The organism is Cellulomonas taurus (assembly GCF_012931845.1).
Taxonomy (GTDB): Bacteria; Actinomycetota; Actinomycetes; order Actinomycetales; family Cellulomonadaceae; genus Cellulomonas; species Cellulomonas taurus.
On record NZ_CP051884.1, the window covers coordinates 216,443 to 233,078 of the forward strand.

10 protein-coding genes are annotated in these 16,636 nt (G+C 73.8%); 5 read left to right on the plus strand and 5 right to left on the minus strand.

The window, feature by feature from the left end:
* Positions 1-182 precede the first annotated feature (182 nt).
* Positions 183-866 carry a FadR/GntR family transcriptional regulator gene (locus HGK68_RS00980; protein ID WP_343036967.1) on the plus strand — a complete coding sequence of 228 codons (684 nt, stop codon included), beginning with the start codon at positions 183-185 and terminating at the stop codon, positions 864-866.
* Between the two features lie 230 nt (positions 867-1,096).
* Here HGK68_RS00980 and HGK68_RS00985 read toward each other — a convergent pair whose 3' ends face one another.
* Positions 1,097-2,872, minus strand: coding sequence for a pyruvate dehydrogenase (locus HGK68_RS00985; protein ID WP_169164285.1), 1,776 nt, complete (start codon positions 2,870-2,872; stop codon positions 1,097-1,099).
* A 260-nt stretch (positions 2,873-3,132) separates the two neighbouring features.
* Here HGK68_RS00985 and HGK68_RS00990 point away from each other — a divergent pair, with 260 nt between their 5' ends.
* Positions 3,133-7,083 carry an SCO7613 C-terminal domain-containing membrane protein gene (locus tag HGK68_RS00990; RefSeq protein ID WP_169164286.1) on the plus strand — a complete coding sequence of 1,317 codons (3,951 nt, stop codon included), beginning with the start codon at positions 3,133-3,135 and terminating at the stop codon, positions 7,081-7,083.
* 21 nt (positions 7,084-7,104) lie between these two features.
* On the opposite strand, the gene HGK68_RS00995 is transcribed toward HGK68_RS00990, so the two are convergent.
* The 3 genes from HGK68_RS00995 to pgm all read right to left on the minus strand — a co-directional run bounded on the left by HGK68_RS00995 (position 7,105) and on the right by pgm (position 11,060).
* Entirely contained in the window at positions 7,105-8,061 is a 957-nt protein-coding gene (locus HGK68_RS00995; RefSeq protein ID WP_169164287.1) for a phosphotransferase family protein, read from the minus strand.
* Between the two features lie 16 nt (positions 8,062-8,077).
* A complete protein-coding gene (locus HGK68_RS01000) occupies positions 8,078-9,292 on the minus strand; it encodes an MFS transporter (RefSeq protein ID WP_343036968.1) in 1,215 nt (404 codons plus the stop codon).
* A 94-nt stretch (positions 9,293-9,386) separates the two neighbouring features.
* Positions 9,387-11,060 (minus strand): phosphoglucomutase (alpha-D-glucose-1,6-bisphosphate-dependent), encoded by a 1,674-nt coding sequence (gene pgm / locus HGK68_RS01005; RefSeq protein WP_169164289.1) that lies wholly within the window; start codon positions 11,058-11,060, stop codon positions 9,387-9,389.
* A 115-nt stretch (positions 11,061-11,175) separates the two neighbouring features.
* On the opposite strand from pgm, the gene HGK68_RS01010 reads away from it, so the two are divergent.
* A complete protein-coding gene (locus tag HGK68_RS01010) occupies positions 11,176-12,003 on the plus strand; it encodes a DUF5926 family protein (protein WP_169164290.1) in 828 nt (275 codons plus the stop codon).
* Between the two features lie 272 nt (positions 12,004-12,275).
* Complete coding sequence (locus tag HGK68_RS01015; RefSeq protein WP_425483657.1) at positions 12,276-13,073, plus strand: glycosyltransferase family 2 protein; 798 nt, start codon at positions 12,276-12,278, stop codon at positions 13,071-13,073.
* Positions 13,074-13,161: 88 nt separating this feature from the next.
* Here the strand turns inward: HGK68_RS01015 and HGK68_RS01020 are convergent, their stop codons facing one another.
* Positions 13,162-15,552, minus strand: coding sequence for a hypothetical protein (locus tag HGK68_RS01020; RefSeq protein WP_246260471.1), 2,391 nt, complete (start codon positions 15,550-15,552; stop codon positions 13,162-13,164).
* A gap of 122 nt (positions 15,553-15,674) precedes the next feature.
* Here HGK68_RS01020 and pheA point away from each other — a divergent pair, with 122 nt between their 5' ends.
* Complete coding sequence (gene pheA, locus HGK68_RS01025) at positions 15,675-16,625, plus strand: prephenate dehydratase (RefSeq protein ID WP_169164291.1); 951 nt, start codon at positions 15,675-15,677, stop codon at positions 16,623-16,625.
* Positions 16,626-16,636: the final 11 nt, after the last annotated feature.

Sequence of the window (16,636 nt, forward strand, 5' to 3'; positions counted from 1 at the left end):
CCGGGCGGTGCGTCCGGTGTCGGTCACTGTGACACAAAAATACGATCTTTGGAACCGGAAGGTGCTACGAGTGGCGTCGCCCTCCGTTGGGCGTCACACCAGCGACCCTGGCATGCTCGTCCGAGCCCCGCCCGCCGAGGGCGCGATCGCGCTGGTGAGCCCGCGCAGGAACAGGAGGATTCGTGGCCGAGGTGTTGCACAGCGGTGTCACGGACGTCCTCGGCGCGGAGATCACCTCCGGCGACCTCGCACCCGGCGCCACGCTCACCCTGGATGGCCTGCAGCAGCGGTTCGGCATCTCCCGCACCGTCGCGCGGGAGGCGATGCGCGGCCTGGAACACCTCGGGCTGGTCACCTCCAAGCGCCGGGTGGGGTTGGTGGTCCGGCCCGCCGCCGACTGGGCGGTCTTCGACCCGCAGGTGATCCGCTGGCGACTGGCCGGTCCGCACCGGGTCGCTCAGCTGCGCTCGCTGACCGAACTGCGGGCAGCCGTCGAACCGGTCGCCGCCGCCGCTGCCGCGCAGAACGCGGACGGCGCGCAAGCCGACCGGCTCGTGGCCCTGGCGGCCCGGCTGCGTGAGCTGAGCGAGGCGGGGGAGAGCGACGACTTCCTCTCCGCCGACATCGAGTTCCACCGGCTGATCCTGACCGCCAGCGGCAACGAGATGTTCGGTGCCCTCACCGATGTCGTCGCCGAGGTCCTGGCCGGACGCACCCGGCACGGCCTGATGCCGCACCACCCGCACGAGGAGGCGCTGGCCGCGCACGAGGCGGTCGCCGCCGCCATCCGGGCCCGCGACTCGGGCGCCGCCGAGCGGGCGATGGGCCGCATCACCCGCGAGATCCGCGACGCCCTGACCACCTGACCCCGGCCTCTGCGCCTTGCCACCTGACCCCGCGCCCGCGCCCGCGCCCGCGCCCGTGCCCGCGCCGAGACTACGGAACATGACGCAACTAGCGCCGTGAACCGACGATTTCCGTAGTTTCGGCGAGCGGGCGCGCGGTTGCGCGGGCGGGCGAGCGGGCTCGCGAGGGGTCAGGCAGGAGCGCGAGCGGGTGCCCGCGCGAGCGGGCCAGCACGGCCGGGGCGAGAGGGTCAGGGGCGGGGGATGTTCCGCAGGTTCGAGCGGGCCATGGACATGACCTCGCCCATGCCGCCGCCGAGGATCTCCTTGCTCATCGCGGCGGTGAAGCCGGTGACCTGCTGCCGGGTGATCTTCGGCGGCAGGGACAGGGCGCGGGGGTCGGTGACCAGGTCGATCAGCGCCGGGCCGTCGTGGCTGAACGCCTCGCGCAGCGCGGTGCGGATCTGGGTGGGGTCCTCGACCCGGACCGCCGGGATGCCGACCGCCTTCGCGACGGCGGCATAGTCGATCGACGGTGAGTCGGTGCCGAAGCTCGGCAGGCCGTCGACCAGCATCTCCAGCCGGACCATCCCGAGGGTGGCGTTGTCGAACAGGATGATCTTCACCGGCAGGTTGTAGTGCACCAGGGTGATCAGCTCGCCGAGCAGCATCGACAGGCCGCCGTCACCCGCGATCGCGACCACGTGCTTCTGCGGCGCATCGGCGTCGCCCCGCTGGGCGAAGGCGGCACCGATGGCGTGCGGCACGGCGTTCGCCATCGACCCGTGCAGGAAGGACCCGATCACCCGGCGCTTGCCGTTCGGCGTCAGGTAACGCGCGGCCCAGACATTGCCCATCCCGGTGTCGACGGTGAACACCGCGTCGTCGGCCGCCTCCTCGTCCAGCAGCACCGCCGCGTACTCCGGGTGGATCGGGGTGTGGTGCTCGACGTCCTTGGTGTACGCGCCGACCACGCCGGACATCGCCTTGTGGTGCTTCTTCAGCATCGAGTCCAGGAACCGACGCGACGACTTGCGCTGGATCTGGGGCAGCAGCAGGCGAATGGTCTCGGCGACGTCACCGACCACCGCCAGGTCCATCCGGGTGCGACGACCGAGGCGGGTGGGGTCGATGTCCACCTGGGCGGTGCGCACGTCGGCGGGCAGGAACTGGTCGTAGGGGAAGTCAGTGCCGAGCAGCAGGAGCAGATCGGCCTCGTCCATCGCGGACTGCAGGGCGCCGTAGCCGAGCAGCCCGGTCATCCCGACGTCGTAGGGGTTGTCGTACTGGATGACCTCCTTGCCGCGCAGGCTGTGCCCCACCGGGGCGCCGATCAGCTCCGCCAGGGCGATCACCTCGTCGTGGGCGTTCTTCACGCCGGCGCCGGCCAGGATGGTGACCTTCTTGGCGTCGTCGATGGCGGCGGCCAGCGCGGCGACCTCGGCGGCGTCCGGCACCACGCGCGGGCGAGCGGGCCGGGTCAGGATGTCGGTGGCCGGAGCCGGGGACTCCATGTCCGCGACGTCACCGGGCAGGGTCAGCACCGCGACCCCGGGTGCGCCGTAGGCGTGGTGGATCGCGGACCGGATGACCCGTCCAGCCTGCGCCGGGCTGCTGATCATCTCCGAGTAGACCGAGCACTCCAGGAACAGTCGGTCCGGGTGGGTCTCCTGGAAGAACTGGGTGCCGATCTGCGCGCTGGGGATGTGCGAGGCGATCGCCAGGACGGGGACCCGGTTGCGGTTCGCGTCGTACAGGCCGTTGATCAGGTGCAGGTTGCCCGGACCGCAGGACCCGGCGCAGACCGCGAGGTTGCCGGTCAGCTCGGCCTCCGCGGCGGCGGCGAAGGCGGCGGCCTCCTCGTGCCGGACGTGCACCCACGCGATGTCGACGCCGTCCTTCTGCGCCCGCCGCACGGCGTCGACGATCGGGTTCAGGCTGTCGCCGACGATGCCGTAGATGTGCCGGGCGCCGGCCGCGACGATCTGTGCGACGAGCTGGTCGGCGATGCTGATGGTCCGTGCCACGGTGTGCTCCCTCGGGTCTGCGGATGGCCTGCCCCGATAGTCATCCCATGTTTCGCCGGATGCCAGTCGAGGGGGTGTCTGGTCGGTCACGCGTCCTGCTCCACCCTGCCGCGAGTGCACCGGTCCTGCCCCCGGAACATCCGGATCGACACAGCCGGGAACGTTCGAGGCTGTGCACACTCGCCGCCGCTGCGGGGCGAACCTGAGTGGGAAATGTGTGAGCGGTCACGCTAGGTGGTCGCGGGTGGGAGCCTTCGGGCGTGCGAACTCATGCGTGGCAGACATCGTTGCGGCGTCGGCTCCAGGACTACACGCGGTGCCCGGACTGCGCCGCGCCCCTGATCGGAGCCACCTGCGGACGATGCGGTCTACGGCTCGGCGGTGACGACGGCATCCGGCTCGCGGCGGCGGCGGACGCTGTGGCGGCAGCCCTCGGCCGACATGACGACCTGGTCGTCGCGGTGCGTGAGCGCCAGGGATTGTTCCGGCCCGGGGAGAACGGCGCCGGGTGGCGGGTGGCCGAGGTGCTGCCCGATCCGGCGCTCTGGCGCGGAACGGCCGACCGGTGGGCGCCTCGACCGGACCCGGGCGGGCGGTTCGGCGGCGGGTCGTGGCCGGGTGGCGGTGCTGCCGAGGCCACCGCGGTGCGGCCGCCCGCCCCCGGGGACGCCACTACCCCGGCCAGCGCGCACCGGTCGGCGGCCGCCCCCGGCCCGGCAGGTATCCCGCACGCAGCGGCAGCACCCGGCTACCCCGGTGCCGCGCCCTACCCAGTTCCCGCGCCCCGCCACCCGGCTGCCGCCCCCTATCCCGGTGCCGCGCCCTACGCACGCACCGCCCCGCACCACCCAACCGCCGCACCGTCCCGACCCGGCTCGCCGGTCGACCTCGGCGCGGTCTTCGCGCTGGCAGGGTCGGGTCTGTTCGCCGCCGCCGCGCTGGTGTTCGCGTTCTTCGTGGTGGACCACAATCCGCTGGTCCGCGCGGCGGCGCTCGCGCTCTCGACCGGCATCTCGGCGGTCGGGACCGTCCTGCTCGGACGGCGTGGACTGCGGTCGTCCGCGCAGGCGGTGGCCTGGCTGACCGCGGCGCTCGCGGTGGTCGACTCCTGGGTGCTGGCGCTGCTGGTCCAGGGCACTGCCCGGCCGCTGGTCGCCGCCGTCACCTTTGCCGCGGTGATCGTCGGCGGCGTGGCGCTGGCTCGTCGGACCGGACTGCGTGCCTGGTCGGCGCTGGTGGTGCTCTCCCCGCTGGTGCCACTGCTGCTCGGCGTGGCCACCGACGACATCGCGGGGATCGCCGTCGGCGTGGCGGTCGCGGCGGTGGTCTCGCTGGTGCGCCGACCGTTCCGGGAGCTGATCGGGCCGCAGGTGGGTGTGCGCATCCCGGTGGAGTCGTGGCTGCTGGTCTGCTGGGCCGTGGCGTCGCTGGTGGTCCTGCCGACGCTGGTGACCGGGGCGATCGCCCGCTTCGACCCGGGGTCCTCGGTCGGCACCCCCGCACTGCTGTGGATCGGTCTCGGCGTCGGACTGGCGCTGACGGCCGTGCTCGCCGCGCTGCAGGGCTGGTCCGAGGCGGCGCCCGGATGGCTGGGCATCGCGGGGTTCCTGCTGGTCTCGGCCGCCGCGGTCGTGGGTGCGGCCGTCCCGACCCGGATCGTGACCCCGGTGGGGGCGGCTCTGGTGTGGGCGGTGCTCCTGATCGGCGGTGGCCGGTGGCGGCACGGCCGGTTGCAGCGGGCAGCGCTGATCGGCGGGGGAGTGGGAGTCCTGCTCAGTGCCGTCGCGGTCCTGGAATCCGTGCGGGTGGTGCTGGAGGTGGTGCGCCGGTCGGTGGGGGCGGGCCAGCCGGACCTGATCCCGCTGGACGTCTACGGCCCGATGGACATCGGGTCCTGGCGGGCACTGGTGGCGGCCGGCTGCCTGCTCGGTCTGGCGGTGCTGGTCGGCCGGGTGGCACCCGCGGACGTCGAGGTGCGGGTGCCCACCGCCCCGGGTCAGTTCCGGGTGGACCGGCGCCCGGCTTGGGAACGGACGGTCGCCCGGGTGCTGGCACCGGTGGCGACCGTGATCGTCGCGGGGACGCTGCCGACCCTGGTGAGCCGGTGGGCGGTGGCGTTGCTGGTCGCCGAAGCCGTGCTGGCGGTGGCGTTGGTCGAGGTGGTGCGCAGGATCCCGCGGGACAGGTTCTGGTTCCCGGTGCTGCTGACCGGGGCGTTCGGGCAGGTGGTGCTCCTGGCGCCGCTGAGCTGGGTGGCCAGGCCGTCGCTGGTGATCGGCGGCGTGCTGGTGCCGGTGCTGCTGCTCCGGTCGCGGCGGGTCACCGCCGCCGATCTGCGCTGGCTGCCGACCACGGTGGCGGTCGGGTACGGGGCGACGGTGCTGGGCGTGGCGCTGTCGTGGCTGGGGTGGTCGGCGTCGACGGTGCTCGGGTTGGTCGCACTGCTGCTGCTGGCCCTCGGGATCGCGCTCACCGGAACCCGGTTGGACACCGGATCGTGGGCGTCGGTCTGGGCGGTGGCGGCGGCGCCGGTCGCCCTGGTGCTGGCGTGGGGCGTGGGCGAGCGGGCCTGGGCGGCCGGCTGGACGGCGGCGGCGCTCGCGGCGGCCGAGGGGGTGCTGGCGGTCACCCGGCGTCGTCCGGTGCCGAACGACCTGCGGGTCCTCGCGGCCGCCGCGCTGTTGCCGACGGCCGCGCTGGGTCTGATCAACGCGGGGGCGATGGTGTTGCCCGGTTCCGCCGCGCCGGTGCTGCTCCCCGTGATCGCGGTGCTTGCCGTGACCGTCGCCCTGAGTGCCTCCGGGGCAGATCACCGGCTCGCGGCGCGCGGGATCGCCGGGGTGCGCCGCGCGGCGGAATGGTCGGCGGCGGCGACCGGCGGCATCGGATTGGCGGTCGCGCTGTTCTGGCCGACCACCGGCGCCGACACCGTGCTGGTGGTGTGCGCCCTGCTGGCTGCCGGAGCGAGCGTGGTCGCGACCAGGGCTGATCGGCGTCCGGTGTGGTGGATCGCGGCGACGCTGTGGGTCGGCGTGCTGTGGACCGCCCTGGTCTGGGGCGGCGTGGGCGTGGTCGAGGCGTACACCGTGCCGCCCGCGCTGGTCGCGGTCGGGGTCGGCGGCTGGTTGACCCGACGGCGACCGACCCGGTGGTGGCCGCTGGTGGCCTCCGGTCTGGCGTTGCTGGTCGCACCCACGCTGGTGCTGCTGGTCGCGGGGCAGTCGATCGACATGCGCGCGGTCGCGCTGCTGGTGGTCGCGACCGTGCTGGTCGGTGCCGCCTGGCCGGCCACCCACTCCGTGCTGCGCGTGCCGATGGGCTGGGCCGCGGGCGTTGCCGCGCTCGCGGGGCCGATCAGGGCGCTCTGGTTGGCGGCGGTGACGCCGGTCGGCACCGACGCCCGGAATGCCGTGGTCTTCGGCGGTGTCCTGGTGTGGGCGGTGTTCGGTGGGCTGCTGATCGCGGGTGCCGGGCTGCTCGTGGTGCGACGCGCCCGGGCCTGGGCGCTGGTTCCGGCGCTCGCCGCCGTCACGGTGGCCGGGCTCGCGGCTGTGCGACCGACCTGGACGGTGGTGTGGCTGGCGCTGGCGATCGAAGCTGCGCTGCTGGTGATGACCGCCCTCAGCGTGCGATCGGTGGTGCGAGGGCGGAACACGGTCCTGCCACCGGCCTGGTGCTGCTGGCTGATCGCGTTGGCCTGGGCGATCGGTGGTTGGAGCCTGCGCGATCTGCGGGTCGAGGTCTTCGCGCTGCCGCTCGGGATCGGACTGACCGTAGCGGGGCTGCTGGCCACGCTCCAGACCCGACGCACCGATCCCACCCGGCCGGGAACTCCCGGCACCAGGTCCTGGCCGGTCGGCTACTCCGGGTCGATGGCGACGCTGGCACCGGGCGTCGCCGCGACCCTCGGGCCGTCGCTGCTCGCGATCTGGACGGACCCCGCCACCTGGCGGGCGATCCTGGTGGTGGCGCTGTGCCTGGTGTTCATGGTGTTCGGTGCCCGGGAACTGATGCGGGCACCGCTGATCATCGGCTCGGTGACCCTCGGATTGGCGGTGCTGAGCGTCTTCGGCACCCGACTGGGCAGCGACATCTCGGCCGGACCGTGGCTGCTGACCCTGCTCTCCGCCGGAGGACTCTTGCTGGTGCTCGGCATCTACGCCGAACGCCGCAAGTCCGGTGACGGGGAGGTCGGCCGGTCGTTGCGCTGAGGCCCGGTCAGTCCAGCCCGGTCAGTCCAGCTCGGCCAGAGCGGCGTCCAGCCACGACTCGAGCTGCGCCAGGTACCCGGGGAGCTCATCGCCCTCGTACCGGCGCGGCCGCACCTCGATCCGCATGATCAGCGCCAGGTACATCCGGCACAGGGCGAGCCGCGGGCTGGTCGGATCGATCACGCCGCCCGCCGCGCGGTACCCGGCGAGCAGGTGCTCGTCCGGTGCCCCGACGCGGAGCGGGTCGCAGGCGATCAGGTCGAACATCGGGTCGCCCCAGAACGCCCGCTCCGGGTCGATCACCCCGGTGAGCGCGCCGGACTCCGGGTGCACGAACAGGTTGCCCGGCCACAGGTCGGCGTGCACCAGTGCCGGGCGGTCGACCTCGGCCAGTGCCCCCTGGTGCCGGTGCAGCGCCGCGCGGATCCGCTCGACCGGCAGCGGCACCTCCCAGGTCGCGGCATCGGTGAGCAGGGCCTCGACCATCGCGGTGAACGTCTCGACCCAGCTGTCCCCGCGCAGGTCGTCGGGTCCGGAGGGGTAGCCGAACTGGTCGCCGACGTGGCGGTGCAGGGCGGCCATCATCCGGCCCAGGTCGCGGTTCCTGAGCGGCGCGGTGGCCTCGGCCAGCTCCGGCACGGTGTCGGCCCGCACCCCGTCGATCCAGCTCGCCACCACCAGGTCGCCGGGCAGGTGTGCGCGGGACATGTCGGTGAGCACCAGCTCCGGCATCGGCAGCGCGGGGTCGTCACCGGCGATCCGGTACACCAGGGCCTCGGTGCGCAGCAGGTCCCGCTCGTAGTGCAGGAGCCGGTCGTCGTCGGCCGGGGCGGTCTTGGCGACCAGCCGTCGGCCGTCGGCCAGGTCGACCCGGACGCTGGTGGCGAACATGCCGCCGGTCAGGGGGGTCAGGTCGGCCACCTCACCCAGGGGTGCGAGGGCGTGCAGCAGGGCGGTGCGGGTCTCGTCGTCGAGCATGGTGTCCACCGTAGCGTCAGTGGCCGCTGACCAGCGGCGTCGTTCCTGCCTTGAGGGTGCGCAGCGCCGCCAGCACGGCCACCACCGCGAGCACCCCGGACCCGAGCACCACCAGGTACCCGCCGTGCGAACCGCTCGCGTCGATGATCGGACCGGCCACCGCGGAACCGGCGGAGACGCCGACCCCGAGCGAGGTGCCGACCCAGGTGAGGCCCTCGGTCAGGCGCTCGCGGGGCACGAAGTGCTGCACCAGGGCGTTGCCGTTCACCAGGGTGGGCGCGATGGCGAAGCCGGTGACGAACATGACGATCGCCAGCACCACCATCGTGTGCGCCAGCACGAACAGCGCGGTGCCCAGCACCAGGGCGACCGTGCCCACGGCGAAGCGGATCCACAGCGGGCTGGTCCAGTGCCGTGCGCCGTAGAGCAGCCCGGAGATCAGCGAACCGCAGGCGAAGATCGCGAGCAGCACCCCGGCCAGGCCCTCCCGGCCGTGCTCGGTGGCGAAGGCGACGGTGGAGACGTCGGTGGCGCCGAAGATCGACCCCATCGCGATGAACACGACGGCGAGCACGATCATCCCGGGGTTGCGCATCACCGAGCGGCGCGGGGCCGCGTCGGCGCCGGTCGGCCGAGGGTTGGCGGGCGGTTCGGTGCCCCGCTGGCCGAGGAACCAGTACCCGCCGATCAGCATGCCGACCACGGGGACGACCAGACCGGCGACCGGGGCGACGCTGGTGGCCAGGGTGGTGGCGAGCACCGGGCCGACGACGAACACCAGCTCGTCGGCGGCGGACTCCAGCGAGTACGCGGTGTGCAGCTCCCGGGGGTCGGCGATCAGGTGCGACCAGCGTGCCCGCACCAGCGCGCCGAAGGACCCGATCGTGGCGCCGACGATCACCGCGAAGACGAACAGCACCCAGGACGGCGTCCCGGCCAGCGCCGACAGGATCAGCGCGACCAGCCCGGTGGCGGAGATCGCGACCGCCGGGCGCATCACCCGGGCCTGTCCGTGCAGGTCGACGAACCGGGCGATCTGCGGCGAGCAGACAGCCTGCGCGAGGACGTACACCGCGGAGACCCCACCGGCGAGCGAGTAGGAGTCGTAGAGGGCACGGATCATCAGCACGATGCCGATGCCCACCATCGACATCGGCAGTCGGGCCAGCAGCCCGGCGGCGGAGAAGTTCAGTGCCCCCGGACGGGACAGGACGACGCGATAGGGACCCACCGGCACAGTGTGCGACATACCGCCGACACGGGTCGAATCGTTTCGGTCCTGTTCACCGGGGCGTGCGGTCGGGCAGCGCGCGGCCGGTCACCGGTCAGCCGCCGAGCGCCTCCGAGACGACCTCCTTGGCGGCGTCCTGCACCTGCGCCAGGTGCTCCGCGCCGACGAACGACTCGGCGTAGATCTTGTACACGTTCTCGGTGCCGGACGGTCGCGCGGCGAACCAGGCGTTCTCCGTGGTGACCTTCAGCCCGCCGATCGCCGCGCCGTTGCCGGGGGCCTCGGTGAGCTTGGCGGTGATCTCCTCCCCTGCCAGGGTGGTCGCCGTGACCTGCTCCGGCGAGAGCTTGGCCAGCGCCGCCTTCTGCTCCAGGGTCGCGGGCGCGTCGACCCGGGCGTACCAGGACTCACCGAACTCGCTCACCAGTTCCGCGTGGTGCTGCGAGGGGCTGCGGCCGGTGGTCGCGAGGATCTCGGACCCGAGCAGCGCGAGGATGATGCCGTCCTTGTCGGTGGTCCACACCGAGCCGTCGGTGCGCAGCAGGGACGCCCCGGCCGATTCCTCGCCGCCGAAACCGACCGAACCGTCGAGCAGCCCGGGCACGAACCACTTGAAGCCGACCGGCACCTCCAACAGCGAGCGGCCGGTGCTGCGGACCACCCGGTCGATCAGCGAGGACGACACCAGCGTCTTGCCGACCGCCGCGCTGTCCGGCCACCCGGGGCGCGCGCCGGAGAACAGGTAGCGGATCGCCACGGCGAGGTAGTGGTTGGGGTTCATCAGCCCGGCGTCCGGCGTCACGATGCCGTGCCGGTCGGAGTCGGCGTCGTTGCCGGTGGCGATGTCGTAGGGCGCGTCGCCGTCCATCGCCTTCACCAGGGAGGCCATCGCGGAGGGCGAGGAGCAGTCCATCCGGATCTTGCCGTCCCAGTCCAGGGTCATGAAGGACCAGCGCGGGTCGACCTGCGGGTTCACCACCGTCAGGTCCAGGCCGTAGCGCTCGGCGATCGCTGCCCAGTACTCCACGGACGCACCGCCCAGCGGGTCCGCGCCGATCCGCACCCCGGCCGACCGGATCGCGTCCAGGTCGATCACCGACGAGAGGTCGTCGACGTACGCGCCGAGGAAGTCGTGCCGCCGGGTGGTGTCCGCCGCCAGTGCCGCGTCCACCTGCACCCGCGGCACCCGGTCCACGCCCTCGGCGAGGATCTGGTTCGCCCGGTCGGCGATCCACCCGGTCGCCTCGGACCCGGCCGGGCCGCCGTGCGGCGGGTTGTACTTGAAGCCGCCGTCCCGCGGCGGGTTGTGCGACGGGGTGACCACGATCCCGTCGGCGAGGCCCGGACCGGTGGACCGGACGCCCTCAGCGGTGGCGGCCCCGTTGTGCAGCAGGATCGCGTGCGACACGGCGGGCGTCGGGGTCCACGAGTCGCGGGCGTCGATCCGCACCTCCACCCCGGCAGCCGCCAGCACCTCCAGCGCCGTGCGCCAGGCGGGCTCGGACAGTCCATGGGTGTCCCGGCCGATGAACAGCGGGCCGTCGGTGCCCTGCCCGCGTCGGTACTCCACGATCGCCGCGGTGATGGCGATGATGTGCGCCTCGTTGAACGCACCGTCCAGCGAGGAGCCGCGGTGGCCGCTGGTGCCGAAGACCACCCGCTGTGCCGGATCGTCCAGATCGGGGCGCCGGTCGTAGTAGGCCGACAGCAGGGCGTCGACGTCGATCAGGTCAGCGGGCTGGGCGGGAGTTCCGGCACGGGGGTCCATACCCGGTGATCCTGCCACCGGATCGGCCGCCGAGCAGGGCGGAACGCGCGATCTGGGGACCGTGGGCCGCACACCGTCGCTGTGGACAGCCGTGCACCCCGGTAGCCTGGCCCGCATGGCCTCCGCTTCCTCGATCGACTTCGTGCTGCGCCCCTTCGAGGGCCTCCCCGGCGAGCCGGACTGGGTCGCCCTGCGCGAACTCGTCCCCGCCGCCACCGCCACCGCGCGGACCACCGCCGAGCACGGCGCCCGGGACATCACCGTCACCACGGTGCTGCCGGACGGCTGGGCCGCCCTGCACCGCGCCGACGGCGTCGTGCTGCTGGCGCTGCAGACCGTGGGTGGGTCCGGCGACCCGAGCCGCGATCTGGCCGCCGCGCTGCTGGAGGCGCTCGACTCCGAGCCGGGCACCGCCATCGAGACCATCGGGCTGCCCGAGCCGGGCCCGCGCCTGCAGGACGTGCTGGACCTGAGCGTGCCCTTCGAGGTCACCGTGCTGGACACCTTCGGCTACTGGATCGCACCGGACACCGAGCTGACCGACGACCTCAAGCACGCGGTCGAGGAGGCGGACGCCGGGATCATCGACACCCACAAGGTGCCCGGGGTCGAGGCCGCCTACTGGGTCCGGATGGGCGCGAAGGAGTTCCTGCGCTGGGCCCAGCCGCACGACGAGCAGCAGGTGATCGACGCCCTGGCCCGCCTGCACGCCCGGCGTGCCGCCGGGTTCGACGGGTCCAAGTTCATCGGCTACTTCCGGTCCACCGGGCTGGTCGTGCCGGTGTGGGAGCTGGCCCGCGGGTCGGAGGCGGACGACATCGCCGCGCCGCTGAACGCCTTCGCACCGACCTTCGCCGAGGCACTGGCGAACACCGAGCCGCTGGACGCGAACGAGCGTCGCGCCCGGGCCGGCATCGTGGCCCGTCAGGTCACCCTGCGCTGACCCCGGCGCGCCCGCGCCCGCACGCACCCGGACCGGCGTCCTCCCCCGCGGAGGGCGCCGGTCCGTGCGTACCTGTCCCCGCCCACCAGGCCGGCGTCCGTGCGTACCCGTGCCCGCCCGCGAAGTCGGCAGTTCCGCCCGCCGACGGGGTGGCGGAGTGCCGACCTCGGGCGCGATCTGCCGACCTCGCCGCCGGAGCTGGTCCTGGGTGGTCCACCCACCGTCCAGCGTGGCGCGGCGGGTGAGTGGTCCGGATGGCTAGGCTTGGGCTCGTGACGGGTGACTCGGACCAGCGGACCCAGGACGACACGCGCGCGGAGTCGGCACCGGTCGCCCGCGCCGCCACCGGACGGGCCCGTCAGCGGGTCGCCGTGGTGATCCCGGCGAAGGACGAGTCCCGGCGGATCGCCGCCACGGTCCGCTCCGCCCGGGCGATCCCGCACGTGGACCTGGTCCTGGTCGTCGACGACGGCTCCGAGGACAACACCCAGCACGTGGCCCGCGAGGCCGGTGCCGTGGTGGTCCGGCACTCGCACAACCGGGGCAAGGCGGCCGCGATGGAGACCGGCGCCGCCGTGGTCGCGATGCGCGACGCCCCGGACCGTCCGCCCCGCCTGCTGCTGTTCATCGACGGCGACCTGGGTGACACCGCCGTCAACACCGCACCGCTGGTCCCGCCGGTGCTGGAGGGCACCGCCGACGTGTCGATCGCGCTGCTGCCGCCCCAGCCGGGTGCCGGTGGCCGCGGCATCGTGGTCGGCGCCGCCCGGCGGGCGATCCAGTCGATGACCGGGTGGACGCCCACCCAGCCGCTGTCCGGCATGCGCTGCCTGACCCGGGAGGCCTTCGAGGCGGCGACCCCGCTGGCCCGGGGCTGGGGGGTCGAGACCGGGATGACCATCGACCTGCTGCGCAAGGGGTTCGTCGCGGTCGAGGTGCCGTGCGACCTGCGGCATCGCCCGTCCGGGACCGACCTGCGCGGTCAGCTGCACCGTGCGGCGCAGTACCGGGATGTGCAGCTCGCGGTTGCCGCGCGCCGGGTGCGGTCCGTGGGCGGCAAGCGCCGCTGACCCCGCGCTCGGCTGCGCCGCCGAGTCGGCGAGTCCGAAGGCCCGCTCCGGGGTGCCACGATCGGCCTCAGGGCCCGCGCCGCCCGGGTCAGGGGTGGGTCGTGGGTTCCAGACCCGCCACCGTCCCGCGCGGCTGCAGCGTCAGCATCCAGGTCGCGCACGCCGCCACCAGCAGCGGCACCGCCATCCCGATCCCGGTCGCGGGCACGACCACGCCTGAGTCGTTCAGCGCGAAGCCGAGGAAGAGCGTCACGCCCAGCCCGACCAGCCCCGGCATCAGCACCGGCGCGTCGGTGGCCAGGCGGCGCAGCGGGGCACCGGCCGACAGCCAGGCGTAGGGGCCACCGTCGGGGGCGTCGACAGCCATCCGGGCCGGGCGGCCGAGCAGCAGCACGACCAGCAGGACACCGCCGATCGCCAGCAGGGTCTGCTCGCTGCCGAACAGGATGCCGAGGTTGGCCTGGCCCTTGCGCAGCAGCACCGTCCAGAGGCCGCCGTCCAGCACCGTCTCGATGAACCGGCCCAGGTGGGTGCGGTCGTCGGCGGGTCGGGCGTAGTCGATCAACGCGAGGCCGATCACCACGACGGCGCCCGCCAGCAGGACGCCGAGCACCCGGCGCCAGTTCAGTCGGACCCCGGCGACCAGCAGGGCCATGATGGCGAAGCCCGGCACCAGGGCGGGCGGGCCACCGAAGTCGGCGCCGATGGACGGCATGCCGTCGACGACGGTGGCGACGATCCCGAGGACAGCGACCACCCCGGCGGCCGCCCAGCGGCGACCCCGGCGCACCAGCGGATTCGCCAGGGCCAGCGCCACGAGCACCATCGCGGCCGCGAACAGCGCGAACGCCGGGTTGCCGAAGCCGTAGAACCGTCCGGCGACCAGGGATCCCGGCCCCATCATCGAGTCCAGGGCCAGGCGCGCACCGGTGGCGACGTCCCAGGCCAGCACCAGGGCGGTGATCCCGGCGACCGTGCCCAGCGGGCCGAGGAAGCTGGTCCGCCACGGCGGCAGCAGCGCGATCAACGCGATCAGGACGGAGAACAGGGCGACCACCCCGGCCAGCGCCCAACCCTGCGATCCGGCGCGCCACCAGGGCACCAGGTTCGCCAGGAAGGTGGAGACCGGCACCGCGGCCACCACGACCGCCGCGGCGCGCAGGATGCGCAGCACCCGGTCGGGTGTCACCCGGAGCCGGCCGCGTACGCGGTTCGGGCGCCAGCGGTCCAGCAACCGGACGAACCACTGGCCGACCCGGTTGTTCAGCCCGACGGTGACCAGGGCGTAGAGCGCGAGGTTCAGCGCGACCCAGAGCACGTAGAACGAGCTGACCAGCGGCTTCGCTGCTTGGGCGTGCCGGTTCTGGTCGATCAGGTAGGCGACCCGTGCCGTGGCGGTGTCGTCGTCGATCCGTTGGCCGATCACGCTGCCGACCAGGGCTCCGCCGGGTGCCTGGTCCCGGATGCCGAGGGCGGTGAGCAGGGTCGGCGCGAGGTCGGTGACCTGGAGGTAGCCGTCCTGCCGGGTCGAGCCGGAACGCAGCATGCCGCCGGTGTACTCGCCCCCGCCGATCGCCGGGCCGCTGGCCGCCGCGAGTTGGAGGTTCGCCCGCCGGGAGGAGTCGGCCAGGGACATCACGTAGACGGTGGCCTCGGTGCCGGAGTCGTCGAGGCCGTCCAGCACGGCGGCGATCCGGGCGTCGATCTCCTGCACCTGCTCGGCGCGGGTCGGCTCGATCACCACATCGGTGCCGGAGACGTCCGGGGTCTCGCCCTCGCCCTCGGCCGTCTCCCCGTCGCTGCCGGAGCGTCCGCGGGTCTGGTAGCCCGGGTCGCGCACGGTCCCGGCGTCGACCACCAGCAGGTGGGAGTCCGCCATCGCCGATGCGACCTGATCCGCCAGCTCGTCGGTGTCGGCGGGGCCGCGCAGATGGGTACCGACCGGCATGCCGTCGGCGTCGGCCAGCGCGATCGCGGCGCCCGGGCCGATGCCGGTGGCGGTCAGCCCGGCCGTGGCCACCGTGTCGCCGAGCAGGCCGAGCCGGGAGTCGTAGCCGGAGGCCTTCGTGGCGGTGACGTAGTCGTCCCAGCCGGGCACGCCGCCGTCGGGGAGCGGATCGCGCAGCGTGCGACAGGTCCCGTCCGACACCGACAGGTCGTCCGAGCGGCCACCGGCCGACACCGCGAGCCAGCCCGCGGACGGGCAGGTGAAGGAGCGCTTGGAGCGGACGACGCTGGTGCCCACCGACCCCTCGCGGGACAGCGACCACAGCGCCGGGGTGGTCAGCGAGCCGATGTCGTCCCAGCGCAGGCCGGTCACGCCGACCAGCACCACGGGGGCGTCGGTCTCCTGCTCGGCTGCGGCGGCGGGGGATGTCGGGCCGAGCCCGGTCAGCAGCACCACCAGGGCCAGACCGGTGGCCAGCAGCCCACGCAGGGGTCGTCGGGACACGGCGGCAGGCAGGATGGACGTCGGCACCGACCCAGCGTACGGGCGCACTACTCTCGGCAGGGTCGCGCGCCGGGGCTGTGGACTGCATGTGCACGCCCGTCCCACGGGGCGCGCACGCCCTGGACACACCCGCTCGGAGGAACGCTGCGATGACTCGACCTCGGTACGCCTACCTCGGCCCGGCCGGGACCTTCACCGAGGCGGCCCTGCGCCAGGTGGTGTCGGAGCACGAGGCCGACTTCCTGCCGCAGACCGATGTCACCTCGGCGATCGAGGCGGTCAGGTCCGAGGACGCGGACTACGCCGTCGTGGCGATCGAGAGCACCGGCGAGGGCGGGGTGACCGCCACCCTGGACGCGTTGGCGGTGGGCAGCCCGCTGGTGCTGCTGCGCGAGATCCTGGTCCCGGTCGCCTTCACCTTGGTCGCCCGGCCCGGGATCGCGCTGAGCGATGTGCGCCGGGTCAGCGCCCACCCGCACGCCTGGGTGCAGTGCCGCCGCTGGCTGGCCGAGCACCTACCGGCGGCCGTGCACGTCCCGGCGACCTCGAACACCGCCCCGGCGGCCCTGATCGCGCAGGATCCCGAGGGTGCCGGAGCGCTGGGCTTCGACGCCGCGCTGGTGCCGCCACCGGCCGTCGCCCTGTACGGCCTCGACGTCCTCGCCGACGGCATCGCCGACAACCCGGACTCGGTCACCCGGTTCGTGCTGCTCGGTCGGCCGGGGGTGGTGCCGGAGCCGACCGGTGCGGACAAGACCACCCTGGTGGTGCACCTGCCGAGCAACGAGTCCGGCGCGCTGCTGGCGATGTTGGAGCAGTTCGCGGTGCGCGGGGTGAACATGTCCCGGATCGAGTCCCGGCCGATCGGCGACGCGCTGGGCCGGTACTCGTTCTCCATCGACATCGAGGGGCACATCGCCGAGCCACGGGTCGGTGAGGCGCTGATGGGGCTGCACCGGACCTGCCCGCAGGTGCGCTACCTCGGGTCGTACCCCAAGGCGGACGGTCGGGCGACCGACATCCGGCTGGGCACCGGCGACCAGGAGTACCAGGGTGCGCTCGCCTGGGTCGCGGCGGTGCGGAGCGGTCAGGCGTTCTGACCCGACGGCGG